Source organism: Methylophilus sp. DMC14 (genome assembly GCF_056314085.1).
In genome coordinates this window covers 23,192-36,055 of sequence record NZ_JBQUZA010000006.1, presented here as the reverse complement: position 1 = coordinate 36,055, position 12,864 = coordinate 23,192, and the positions used below count along the sequence as shown (strand labels likewise).

The following is a 12,864-nucleotide window of genomic DNA, read 5'->3' as shown; positions in this document are numbered from 1 at the left end:
ATTGCTTTTAATCAGTAGAGTGCGCGATGTCTTACCAAGTGTTGGCGCGTAAATGGCGCCCCAAATCTTTTGCCAGTCTGGTGGGCCAGGACCATGTGGTCCAGGCCCTGAGCAATGCTCTGAGCCAACAGCGCCTGCATCATGCTTACCTGTTTACCGGCACCCGTGGCGTCGGCAAGACCACCCTCTCCCGTATTCTGGCAAAATCGCTGAACTGTGCGACCGGCATCACCGCAACGCCTTGCGGCGAGTGCGAAGCATGCCGTGCGATTGATATCGGCCGGTATGTAGATTACGTGGAAATGGATGCGGCCTCTAACCGCGGTATTGCAGACATGGTGAGCTTGCTTGAGCAGGCGATCTACGCGCCGTCCTCCGGCCGCTTCAAGGTCTACATGATAGACGAAGTGCATATGCTGACCAAAGAGGCGTTTAATGCCATGCTGAAAACGCTGGAGGAGCCGCCTGCCCACGTCAAATTCATTCTGGCGACCACAGATCCACAAAAAGTCCCGGTCACCATTTTGTCGCGCTGCCTGCAATTCAACCTGCGCCAAATGGCCAGCAGTACCATTACCGCCCACTTGCAAGACATTCTGGGCCAGGAGCAAATTCCATTTGAGGCGCCCGCATTACAGCTGATAGCGCGTGCGGCCAATGGCAGCATGCGTGACGCGCTCTCACTGACCGACCAGGCAATTGCTTATGGCAACCAGTCCGTCCGCGAAAGCGATGTGCGCAGCATGCTGGGGGCGATTGACCAAAGCTATGTGTATGATTTGTTGCGGGCGTTGATCGCACAAGATGCAGCCAGCCTGCTCAATATCGCACAGCAAATGGAGTCGCGCAGCATCGGCTTTGAAAGTGCCCTGAACGATCTTGCAGCTTTGTTGCATGTGCTAGCTGTCGCGCAATACGCGCCGCAATCGATTGCGGACGATCACCCCGAGCGGCAGAACTTGCTGGAACTTGCCGCAGCCTTGCCCGCAGAAACCCTGCAGCTGTATTATCAGATTGCTATTTTAGGCCACCGCGATATTGGCCTGGCCCCGGATGCTTATGCAGGCTTTACCATGACGCTGTTGCGTATGCTGGCATTTAAAGCCGATGCAACGGCCACCACACCCGCGCCCCCGTCAAGCACAGAAGGTCATGGCCGTGGCAGCGCTCCGAGTGTTGGCAGCGCGCGCGCCGCCTTGGCGCAAAGTTATCAAGCCAGCAGCGCAACCAACCCTGCAACAGCGGATCATGCGATGCGCAAGCGTGCGGTGGAACAGGCTCCCGAAAGTGCTACTGAACCAGGCGCATCTTTCACCACTGCCCCCCTGGCAGAAATGTCGCAGCCAGCGCTTTCGGCCCCAGCACCGATACCCGTTGCCAGTGAGGCAGTGCATGTTGCGATGCCTGAGGCGCAAGAAACAAGCGCTGCATTGGACTGGGATGGCAACTGGCGTGCACTGGTAGAGAACCATTTGAGCAAATTGGGCCTGGTACGCGCACTGGCACAAAATTGCGAGCTGGTCCAGTTTGAGGACGATGCCATGACATTGCGGATTAGCGAGTCACATAAACACCTGGCCAGTGCCAATTATCTCGAAAAACTCAATGCTGCTTTAAACAGCCATTTTGGCCGCCGCTTGCAACTGATCATCACCACCAGCCAGGAAGCCAATACGCCCGCCAGACAGCTGGCCGTCGAAAAAGCAGAATTACAGGATCAGGCTACACAAGCGATTATGAGTGACCGCTTTGTGCAAGGCCTGATGCAGGAAATGGGCGCAACGATAGTGCCAAATTCCATTAAACCCTTACATTAACCACACGTAACTCCAGGAGCAGACAATGATGAAAGGTGGCATGGGCAATATGATGAAACAGGCCCAAATGATGCAAGCCAATATGCAAAAAGCCCAGGCAGAACTGGCAAACACTGAGGTGGAAGGTATTGCCAGCAATGGCATGGTCAAAGTGACCATGACCTGTAGCAATGATGTGAAACGCGTACAGATTGATGACGCGGCCATGGATGACAAAGAAACACTGGAAGACTTGCTTATGATTGCGTTGAAAGATGCGAAAGCGAAAGCCGAAGCGACCAGTTCAGCGAAAATGAGTGGCCTGATGCCACCAGGCTTCAAGTTGCCGTTCTAGTGCCTGACGCCCACCCATATTATCGTCGACGCGGAGACCAGGCGTGAATCACCCGGCAGTTCTGGATCAGCTGATCAGTGCCCTGCGCTGTCTGCCGGGCGTGGGGCCTAAATCCTCCACGCGGATGGCCTATCACTTGCTGCAACGTGACCGTGAAGGTGCACAAAAGCTGGCAGCCAGTCTACAACAGGCGCTGGATAAGCTGGCGCATTGCGATTATTGCAACAACTTCAGCGAGCATCGCGTATGCAGCGTGTGCCAGGATACCCACAGAGACAAATCCACGCTATGTGTGGTGGAGATGCCGACCGACCTCATGATGCTGGAGAATACGCGTAGCTATCAGGGCCAATATTTTGTATTAATGGGAAAACTCTCGCCCATGGATGGCATTGGGCCCAAAGACATTCACCTGGATAAACTGCTCAAACGTGCACAGGACAGCGCGATAAACGAAGTGATTATTGCCACCAACTTTACCTCCGAGGGTGAAGCCACTGCACACTATATTGGGCAGATGCTCAAATCGCGTGGCATTCGCGTCAGCCGGATTGCGCGTGGGTTGCCGATGGGTGGTGAGATTGAGTATGTGGACAGTGGCACGCTGTCTACCGCGTTGCTGGAAAGAAAAGCCGTCACTTAACAGCAAAGCAATCGTCAAGCAGTCAAGATAACTGCTGTATTTGATGCCCTTGTGCCAAGACCTTAACAAGTTTTTAAGCACACTTGTCTTTTATCTTCGTTTTTTCTCTTCATAAACACTCTGTCCTGTCGTTATACAAATGACAGCCTCCCGGTTTTTAATCAGGCGAGTCGTCATTATCGTGAGCTAATAAAAATAAAAGCAAGGTCGTATTCCATGGAATTATTTCTGCATACTTTTGACGCCAATAGTCATACCAACTCTGAAAGTCCGCATTTTTCAGGCATCAACACCGCATCTTTCAGTTATGAGACTGAAGCAGAACTACTGCAGATTTTAGACCGTGTCATTGCCGAGGAGCCTGCACATACACTCAGAGATACCTGGGTGCTGGTGTCACAGGACAAGCAGGCCATGCATCCAATGGAAGCCTTGCAGGCCACCATGCCATTCAATACCTTTTATGCTAGGCATAAATACCCGTGGCTGCTGTCTGAGCTGACGCCACATGTGCAAATGCATTATCAACCGATTGTCGACTTTGGCCAGAGTGGCAAAGTGTTTGGCTTTGAAGCCTTGTGCAGACTGAAAACACCAGAAGGTAAGTGGCTCAACGGCATGGAGGCTTTCGCCCTTGCCGCCGAGGTTAAACGCAGCCACGAGTTAGACCTGGCCTGCCAACAGTTGGCGCTGATGGGCAAGTCACAATCAATTTCTGTCGACAAGCCCCTCTTTATTAATGTGCTGCCACAAACAATCATGAGTCCGGGCTGGCTCAATTTTATTTTAAATCTATTGAACCAGCAGCAGATTGATCGACGGGATATCGTCATCGAAATTGTTGAGAGTGAAAAAACCAATCCCGAAGTACTGGCGCGTTACTGCGATGAAATCCGTATGCATGGTCTGCGCATCGCACTGGATGATATGGGTTCCGGCTTTAACGGTTTGCGCATCCTGGCTGAGGTACGGGCTGACTTTATCAAGATAGACCGTGCCATTGTGCATGAAGCACAAGGCAGCCGTGTGAGGACAGTGTTACTTGAGGCGATTATTTCGATGGCGCAACGACTGGGATGCACCATTATCGCTGAAGGGCTGGAGCGGGTAGAGGATATTACCTATTGCCAGGATTTAGGCCTGCATTATGCCCAGGGCCATTATTTTGCCCAGCCACAAAGCACGCCGAGCGACAAGGTGGCTGCACTGCCCGTACGGGATGAAGCCCACCGTTCGCATATTCCTGATGATTTTCATATTGGTGAATATATTAGTCACGGCTTGACAATTGATGTCAGCAGCACGCTGGCTGAAGCCAGACGCTTGTTTAACGCGCATGCCGATATTGCAACGGCAGTGGTGCTGGACGGGCAAAAACCGCTGGGGGTATTGCGGCGGGGCAAAGTATTCTCCAAGAAACCCACAGGCCTGGGCGCTTGTTGCGACCCCTTGCCCAAGGTCATCAACCATAAACTGCCCTCTTCGGTGTTGGCGCGCATTTTTTATCTGGAGCGTGGCAATATCGACATCTGGATCACCGTCAATGACGAAGGCGGCTATGTCGGTATCTTGCAGCCGATGGAAATCATGGCTCAGTTGATCAGCCGCAAAACTGCTACCGGCAATCTGCATCCCTTAAGCCATCTGACCACGGGCCCGACACTCCGGCAAACCCTGGATAACAGCTTGCGTAACAATCCCAATACGCAACTGATCTACATAGATCTGGATCATTTCAAGGCCTATAACGACCGCTACGGTTTTATCCGTGGCGATGCCATGATACGACTCCTCTCCGAAATCATCCGACAGGAGTTTCAGGATAAAGCGGGCGTGATGGTGGGCCATATTGGTGGCGATGACTTTGTGCTGATCTATGATCATAAGGCGCCTACCCTTAATGACACCTTATTGCATATCATTAGCCAGTTTCAGGCCCTGGCCGTGCATCTGTATGACGCGACAGATCTGGAACGAGGATTTTTTACCACTGAAGACGGTAAGGATCACCCGGTCGCCAGTGTCTCGATTGCGGTGGTGAATGGCAAACAAGGCAAGCTCGAAAACAGCGTCATTGCCGCGGAACGTGCAGCGCTGCTTAAAAAGATAGGCAAGGCCAATATCGGCAGCATTGTGGTTGTAGAAGATACGCCGCCACAAACCATCCTGCCGAAAAAAGAATTTTATTCAGACTGGCAGCAAAAAGCACTGTCCGCCTTACAGTCGCTGCTACACACGCAACGTTCGACAGGCGCCCATGATTTGGATAGCTGCTTTGCCGAATTCCCCTTCTTTGAGGTGATCTTTGAGTTGGAGCCAAACGGTGTACAACGCTATGCCAACTGGATAAATCCCAACATGTATGGAAAAATCAAGGCTGGCGGTGCAGGCATAGACCGGAGCCAACAAGCCTATTATCGTCGCGTGGCAGAAACTCAGGCGCCTTATATTTCAAGCATTTATCTGTCTACCGCAACCGAAGACTTCTGCCTCACGGTCTCTTTGCCAATTTTGGGTGAGGACGGCCAGCTGGCTAGTATTTTAGTCGCAGATATTAATATTGCGGCGATGGCGGTACTCAGCAGCAAGCGCAATTAGCTGAGCGGCAAGCGCAATGATAAATTGGCGCGGAATCTGCTCAGTTATAAATACGCCAGCAAGTCCTGGGGCTGCTGGATACAGCCATCCGCACCCCATGCCTCAGGCCGATCCACGTCTGACAGGTAGCCAAACAAAGCCACCAGCGTTGTCATGCCCGCTGCATTACCGGCCTGCACATCTCGCTCGGCATCGCCAACATACACCACCTGTTCAGGATCAAGCTGCATACGTTCACAGGCCAATAACAGTGTTTGGGGCGCCGGCTTGGGCTGGGGCGCATCATCCCCGCTGATGACCGCACCCGCGCGGCTATCCAGCGCCATGTGTGTAATCATAGGCAAGGTAAACCGGCGTGGCTTATTGGTGACGATGCCCCAGCGCAGCCCCCGCTGCTCAATCTCCTGTAACACCTCTGCCATGCCGTCAAACAATTGTGGCTGACGGGTCATGACTTGCGTGTATAACTCCAGATATTCAGTGCGCATCTGTTCAAACTCAGCATGATCCGGTAACAGACCAAATCCAATTTCCAGCAGCCCTCGAGACCCATGCGAGGCATAGGGGCGAATCGTCGCTTCTGGTAAAAAGGGCAATCCATGCCGTTCACGCTGCAAATTAAGTGCATATGCCAAATCTGGAGCGGTATCTACCAACGTCCCATCCAGATCAAATAATACGGCTTGCATGTGCTCAACCCTCTTTTACTGCATGTAGCATGTAGTTGACGCTGGTATCTGTTGTCAATTTATATTGTTTACTGAAAGGGTCATAAGTGACGCCAGTCTGATGCTGTAACTCCAGTCCAGATTGACGTAACCAGCTCGCTAACTCAGACGGCTTGATAAACTTGCTGTAATCATGTGTGCCTTTGGGAAGCAGATTGAGGACATACTCAGCCCCGACCACCGCCATCAGGTATGCCTTGGCATTGCGATTAAGCGTGGAAAAAAACAATTGCCCCCCCGGCTTGACCAGTGCAGCGCAAGCACGCACCACGCTGGATGGGTCGGGAACATGCTCTAGCATTTCCATGCAGGTCACCACATCAAACTGCTCCGGCATTTCTGCAGCGAGCGCTTCCACGGCAATACAGCGATACGAAACCTGGGCCCCTGCTTCAAGCGCATGTAATTGCGCCACCTGCAGCGACTTGTCTGCCATATCAATCCCCATCACGTGGGCACCACGTTGTGCAATGGACTCACTCAGAATACCGCCACCACAGCCGACATCGAGTACCTGTTTGCCCTTAAGCAACGCGCGACTGTCAATATAATTTAAACGTATTGGGTTCAACTGATGCAAAGGTTTGAAGACACCTTGCTGGTCCCACCACTGGTGTGCCAGTTCAGCAAATTTGTTTACTTCTGCAATTTCGACATTGGCCATGATGTTTTCCTAAACAAAATTAATCTGCGGGCTGTTGCATCTTGAGCTGCCACTGCAAAGCGATAGACCGTAATGCCTCGGTCTCAATGCCTGCAAATTGTGGCTGGCCATCTGGTAAGCGCTGATACCGTAATTGACCATTGACCCAGGTATGGGTGACCTGCTCGCGGCTAGCCACATACACCAGATGAGAAATCGGGTCAAAACAAGGCAAGCTATTCAGCTCATCCAGACGAACCGCAATCAGATCAGCCTGCTTACCGACGCTAATGCTGCCAATCTGTGCTTGCAACCCCAGTGCCGTGGCTCCATTAATGGTTGCCATCTGTAGCGCCTGATAAGCTGGTACAGCCTCTGCCTGTTGCGCTGCCACCTTGGCAAGCAAGGCTGCTGTGCGCATTTCCTGCCATAAGTCGAGCCGGTTATTGCTGGCGGCACCGTCAGTGCCTAAACCAATATTGATCCCCGAACGCAACGCAGATGCCACCGGCGCAATCCCACTCGCCAATTTCAGATTAGAACTTGGACAATGCGCGATATGCGCGCCTAACGTTGCTAGGGTCTCCTGTTCATACTTTTCAAGGTGTACTCCATGCGCCAATACGGTGCTGGGACCAATTACCCCCAGCGCTTGCAAACGCTGCAACGGCCGTACACCAAATTGCTCCTGACTTTGAGCGATTTCCGCCTGGGTTTCATGCAAATGCGTATGAATCCCCAGATTCAACTGTTCGGCAAGTGTGACAACGTCGGTAAAGGTTTGATCACTCACCGTATAGGGGGCATGCGGCGCAAAAGAAAAACTGATAGAGGACTCGGATTTATACTGATCGCGCACTTCTGTGCCCAAGCGGATATATTCACTGGCAGTTGCCGCATAATTACTGGGAAACTCCATAATAGTTAAGCCAATATGTGCGCGTATCCCTGTGCGTTTGGCAGCCTCTATGGTCGCTTGCGGAAAAAAATACATATCGTTAAATGTGGTGATTCCGCCTGCCAGCATTTCCGCACAAGCCAGCAAGCTGCCATCCTGTACGAAAGCGGGTGAGACCCATCTCTTTTCTGCTGGCCAGATATGCTCATTCAACCACGGCATCAACGCATAATCATCAGCATACCCCTTTAACAGGCTCATACTGCTATGAGTATGCAAATTGATCAGCCCGGGCATCACGACATGTTGTGAACAATCAACGACGGGCCAGTCAACCGCCCAATCCGGGATATCGGATTTGGGTACAATCGCCTTGATTTTTGCAGCATCCACAAGAATTGCATGCTGCTCCCGCACTTGTGGCCCTTCATCCATGGTAAGGAGCCAGCGTGGTTTGATGATAAATTGGGATTCACTCATGCTTGGATTATAACTGAGGCAGGCTGGCAAATTGAAAGTCAGCCAGCGTACAGCAACAAAAAAGCCACGCAATTGCGTGGCTTTTTAAACTCACAAGTCAGTGCTTATTGGCAACCTTCTTGTTTTGTACCTTCAGCGCGGATTTCAACGCGACGGTTAGGTTGCAGGCAAGAGATCAGTTTCTTGCTTACTTTTTTACCTTCGCACTGTACCACTGGCTCAGATTTACCTTTACCTTCAGCAGTGATCAGGCTGCTGTTTACACCTTGAGCAACCAAGTAATCAGCCACTTGTTTCGCACGACGCTCAGACAATTTCTGGTTGTAAGCTTCAGAACCGATACGGTCTGTGTGACCAGTGACGATCACAGCTTTGATTTCAGGATTTTCTTTGATCTTGGCAGCAACTGCATCCAGTGTAACGCGGCCTTTTTCTTTCAGATTTGCCTTGTCAAAACCAAACAACTCTTCAGCAGATACAGTCACTGTTTCGTTGACTGGCTTGCAAACAGGTGCTGGCGCAGGAGCTGGTGCTGGCGCAGGTGCTGGTTCAGCAGCGGCAACTGGTGCTGGTGCTGGCTCTGGCGTTGGCTCTTCAACCACTGGTGCTGGTGCACCAAAGCGGAAAATACCACCGATGTTAAACAAAGTGTTATCAACACGGCCAGAATCACTTGCAGTTCCACCAGGACCAGTAGCAACCAATCTTGCTCGGCTCCACTGATGGCGAAGGTCAGCCTGAATACCAAATTTGTCATTGAACAAATATTGAGCACCCAAACCTACATTAGCCATCCAAGATGTCTTTTTACCATCCAAATCGACATTAGGAATGTTGTAATCCAAGTCGTTACGCGCAGCACCAATTCCTGCCAGCAAGAAAGGACGGAACTTATCACGGCTGAACATGTACAACGCGTCCAAGCCCAAAGTGGTTTGTTTGTACTTGCCGCTTGCCCCAGCAATGCCAGTATCTTCATCAGCACGGTTGTAACCCAAACGGCCTTGAATGTCCCAGTGCTCGCTCAACTCTTTACCAATGGACAAGAAACCACCACGTGCATTATCTGCGTCCAGATCACTGTCAGTGTGCATGTAGCTGGCACCTGGCACAACATACCAAGCACCACGGTACATGTCTTCAGCTTGCGCAGCTTGCGATGCAAAAACAAATGCAGAAGCAATTGCCAAGCCTAAAAAACTTTTTTTCATTCATTGACTCCTTTGTTATTGGGCATTTTCGCCACATCTTTGAAAATACTTACAAACCCAACTATACGCAAACAGTGCAAGAGGCGCAAGCCTAGAGAGCTACAAGCCCAAGTATTTATTGGTTTAGGCGCTCATTTTGCAACAGTTTCCTGACAGCTGCCTGACAACGCTCACAATCGGTTCAGCCAACAGGTTTGATTGCCTTAACCCTTTTTCACACAAACCACTACGAAAACCCAAAAAGTCCGCCTCTAGCGAACGCAATTGCGCCAAATATGCCGGTCTGAGTCCGCCGGCCACCCCGACCATTAACTGCAAGCGTCTGGCTATCTCGGTAAATTTCTGAATATGCGATATAGAAACGCAGTCCAAGACTGAGCTAGACTTGTCTATCGTGTCGACCATAACCCCAACATACCCTTGCATGGCGAGCTTGTTCAAGCGCAACTCAAGCGTAGATGTTTGCAATAAACTATCGGGGCAAAACACCGCAACCATCCGCGTGCCTGCCGCAAGCACTTGGCTAATCGCCGCTGTAAACAAAGGATGATCCCAAATGGCTTCCGGCAGCTTAATAATGTCCACGCCAATCTCTAGACGGGATTGGATCAACTCCAGCAATGCAGCCACGGATTCAGCAGTATCGCCCACGGTGGCACTGACCAGAATATCCGTATGAGCATGTTGCTTTTTGTAACCATTCACTGCCTGCATGATGGCAACCGAATCCCCCAGACTTAATGCAGAGAGCGCACCATGACTGGTGTCTTTCAAATCAATTAAGCTGACTCCAGCAGCCAGCACCAACTGCGCCTCGGCAACCGAATTTACACTGACTAATATGCGCATGGATATCCTTATGCCTGCTGCATGCCTGTTTGCTGTGCCTGGTGGTTGTTAACGCAATCCACCAGCCATTGCCAGGCTTCAAGCTCGTTGGGGCCGGCTGTTTTATCAATCGCAATTTGTAAATACTGCATTTCTTGCGTAATTTTCTCAGCAGGCAACAGATGCAGCCTGCTGACAAGTACGGCCAATTCAACCACTGCCGCCTGGGCACGGTTAAAGCCCATAAATGGCGCATGTGTCTGACTTTCAACCACTTGCATCCATAATTTTGGTCGATTTTCATCCGGCTCGACTGTATCGAGGCTTAATACATGATGCGCCAGACAGTCAGTTAGCCGCACGCTGTGGCCATGCCCGACTGGCAAGGTGGAAAACATTTTTTTTCTGGCAATAGCGGCAGCAAAAACACGAACATCATCGGTCAGATTTAAGACGGCCGACCGGGTCTTTAAAATATTCTGCAAGGTAGTTGAGGGCTGGTAAGGCATGATGAGCACGCGCCCTGCCTGCCATTGGATCCCAAACGGCGCAATGTGCACCTCACCTTCAGGAGAGCACGTGGTGATGATGGTTTCGTAAATCATTCTTTGTTTTCCGGGCTGGTTGAATTACCAACGGGCTTTTTCGCTGATGCGTGAACCGTGGCACCACTGGCTTGATCAGGTTTAGTCGCTTCCTGACGCTCTTTGATGGAAGCCTCACGATGTGCAACTTTGGCCTGCTTGTTTTGGGCGACTGAGGCAACGCCCCACTCCAGCATTTCATCCTGCACATAGCGTTTTTTCAGTTGCCAGGCAATTTGCGCGCGGGCCAGCTCTACACCCAAATAAAACGCATGCGAAGCATCGTCTTGCACCTGCAGTTCTGGATAAAAAACATAGGGATCCGTTGCCTGCTGCAGACCATCCCGATTGTAGACATGTACACCCGCTTCGCTCACCATGATGCGAAAACTGGGGTCCTTGATTTGCCTGGCCATCTCAGCAATTTCCGCCGCACTGTAAGGAAACGGCTTGCGATCATGCAGGCCAAGCAAGCCGGCATCATAGCCACGGGGCAACCGTTTGTCCTGTTTGGCGCGGTACATGACACGGCGGGCGATATCAGCCTCAGCCACAGCTTCACAGGCATGTGCGCTGACCGAGGTCGCAAGGACAGCGTTGACATTCAGCTCACTGATCATCCCAAACAGCATAGCGTTAATCCCGGTGGTGTCGGCATCTGTCAATTCGGTCAGATTGCCCACGCCCATCATGATCGCGATATCCGGATATTTTTTGCGTAGCTTGTGATAACGTACAATCGATTCGGTGAAACCAAAATGGATGGGATCCAAAATAGGATCGGCAATAAACGCGATATCTCGTTTAAGGCAGTACTCGATGGCACGTTGCAAGCTGGGCATGCTGCCGGGCTTGGCTGGAATCAACACCGGGGTAGAAGCGACTTCTTCTGCAATCCAGAGACTGTTTTCATGCAGACTTAACAGGTAATCGGCACCGGCTTTACCCGCTGCCAGCAGATCGTCTTCACGCATGGAATCTACACTTACCTGAAAACCTGCTGACTTGAGCGCACGCACGCTCTCTGTCATATGCGCAAATGCTTTTCCCGGCAGGCAGCCGAGGTCGATGACATCCGCCCCCTGCTGTTTGAAATGCTGCGCTTTGGCGATGATTTGCTCAACCGTCAGATCTGGTGCATCGACGATTTCAGCAAAAATCAGCACACTATGCTGGCTTAAATCGGGCACTTTTCCTTGCTGACCAAAATATTGTGGCAAATCCTTCAAGTCTTTAGGTCCTCGCTCTACCGGCACACCCCACTGCGACTCCAGCAGGCCGAGATCGCCCTGACAGAGCCCAGGTAAAATGACTTTATCAATATTCTCGACTTTGGGTAAGCGGCGGGCGATCAGGGGCGGCGTCATCAATGCCGCAACAGACACCCCGATCTGTTTCACTTCATATTCAAACGGAGACTGTTTACTGTCGGCCTGTATCGCTTGTAATACCTGATGCAGACTGTGTTCTGCCAGTTTTCCGGTAAGAAACAGCAGTCGATTCATGGTGTTAGTCGTGAGTGTGCTCTACCTGTACGCCCTGATGCAAATGCAACTCATGCACGGCTGCCAGACGCGCCATGATCGCATGCTGCAAACCAGCCATGTCTTCAACGACCGTGGTATCCGCAAAGCGTTTTAACTGGGCCACATTATCCAGATCGATCTGGCGTGGATAGACCTTGACCACGTTGTCTCTGGGTGCTTCCGACTCCAACTCTGGCGCCGTATCACATGCAAACACAATGCTTTGGATCCGCGTTTTACCTGCTTGCGCAAACAGGTTGGTGACCAGGCTATCCGAAAAGCCATATGCCATTTTGGCGATAGTATTAGACGTCGCAGGTGAAATCACAAGCGTGTGATATACGCCCTCATAAAAACGCTCGACCGGGACGCTGCTGGCTGTTTTGTCCTGATAGACCTTGTGGCCAGTGGCTTCCAGTGCAGCCTGAAAGCCATATTGCTGGATAATTTCGGCCGCTGCACGGCTCAGGTAAATATCGACCTCCTGCAAGGTTTGCAGAATGGCCAATGACTCTCGCAGATAATGGCCGGAACCGGTAATTGCCCATGCCAATCGTTGTGCACGCATGTCAAG

Annotated in this window: 12 protein-coding genes; 4 read left to right on the top strand and 8 right to left on the bottom strand. The window is 51.4% G+C overall.

The window, feature by feature from the left end; all coding sequences use genetic code 11:
- Positions 1–26: 26 nt before the first annotated feature.
- The 4 genes from dnaX to ACT53C_RS11995 all read left to right on the top strand — a co-directional run bounded on the left by dnaX (position 27) and on the right by ACT53C_RS11995 (position 5,392).
- Complete coding sequence (dnaX, locus tag ACT53C_RS12010; RefSeq protein WP_476146423.1) at positions 27–1,817, top strand: DNA polymerase III subunit gamma/tau; 1,791 nt, start codon at positions 27–29, stop codon at positions 1,815–1,817.
- 25 nt (positions 1,818–1,842) lie between these two features.
- Positions 1,843–2,151, top strand: a complete 309-nt coding sequence (locus ACT53C_RS12005; protein WP_194747725.1) for a YbaB/EbfC family nucleoid-associated protein — start codon at positions 1,843–1,845, stop codon at positions 2,149–2,151.
- Positions 2,152–2,194: 43 nt separating this feature from the next.
- Positions 2,195–2,794, top strand: coding sequence for a recombination mediator RecR (gene recR, locus ACT53C_RS12000; protein WP_194747727.1), 600 nt, complete (start codon positions 2,195–2,197; stop codon positions 2,792–2,794).
- A 216-nt stretch (positions 2,795–3,010) separates the two neighbouring features.
- Positions 3,011–5,392 (top strand): EAL domain-containing protein, encoded by a 2,382-nt coding sequence (locus ACT53C_RS11995; RefSeq protein ID WP_194747729.1) that lies wholly within the window; start codon positions 3,011–3,013, stop codon positions 5,390–5,392.
- A 44-nt stretch (positions 5,393–5,436) separates the two neighbouring features.
- On the opposite strand, the gene ACT53C_RS11990 is transcribed toward ACT53C_RS11995, so the two are convergent.
- From ACT53C_RS11990 to ACT53C_RS11955, 8 genes are all read right to left on the bottom strand, one after another.
- Positions 5,437–6,081 (bottom strand): HAD family hydrolase, encoded by a 645-nt coding sequence (locus ACT53C_RS11990; protein ID WP_313987741.1) that lies wholly within the window; start codon positions 6,079–6,081, stop codon positions 5,437–5,439.
- Between the two features lie 4 nt (positions 6,082–6,085).
- Positions 6,086–6,784, bottom strand: a complete 699-nt coding sequence (gene ubiG, locus ACT53C_RS11985) for a bifunctional 2-polyprenyl-6-hydroxyphenol methylase/3-demethylubiquinol 3-O-methyltransferase UbiG (RefSeq protein ID WP_476146419.1) — start codon at positions 6,782–6,784, stop codon at positions 6,086–6,088.
- 19 nt (positions 6,785–6,803) lie between these two features.
- Positions 6,804–8,141, bottom strand: a complete 1,338-nt coding sequence (locus ACT53C_RS11980) for a TRZ/ATZ family hydrolase (RefSeq protein ID WP_476146417.1) — start codon at positions 8,139–8,141, stop codon at positions 6,804–6,806.
- A gap of 104 nt (positions 8,142–8,245) precedes the next feature.
- Positions 8,246–9,352, bottom strand: a complete 1,107-nt coding sequence (locus tag ACT53C_RS11975) for an OmpA family protein (RefSeq protein ID WP_476146415.1) — start codon at positions 9,350–9,352, stop codon at positions 8,246–8,248.
- A 123-nt stretch (positions 9,353–9,475) separates the two neighbouring features.
- Positions 9,476–10,201 carry a (5-formylfuran-3-yl)methyl phosphate synthase gene (locus ACT53C_RS11970; RefSeq protein WP_476146413.1) on the bottom strand — a complete coding sequence of 242 codons (726 nt, stop codon included), beginning with the start codon at positions 10,199–10,201 and terminating at the stop codon, positions 9,476–9,478.
- A gap of 8 nt (positions 10,202–10,209) precedes the next feature.
- Complete coding sequence (locus ACT53C_RS11965) at positions 10,210–10,785, bottom strand: DUF447 domain-containing protein (protein WP_476146411.1); 576 nt, start codon at positions 10,783–10,785, stop codon at positions 10,210–10,212.
- Positions 10,782–12,269 carry a DUF6513 domain-containing protein gene (locus tag ACT53C_RS11960; protein WP_476146409.1) on the bottom strand — a complete coding sequence of 496 codons (1,488 nt, stop codon included), beginning with the start codon at positions 12,267–12,269 and terminating at the stop codon, positions 10,782–10,784. The genes ACT53C_RS11965 and ACT53C_RS11960 overlap by 4 nt, the downstream gene beginning before the upstream one ends.
- Before the next feature lie 4 nt (positions 12,270–12,273).
- Positions 12,274–12,858, bottom strand: coding sequence for a flavoprotein (locus tag ACT53C_RS11955; RefSeq protein ID WP_379076041.1), 585 nt, complete (start codon positions 12,856–12,858; stop codon positions 12,274–12,276).
- Positions 12,859–12,864: the final 6 nt, after the last annotated feature.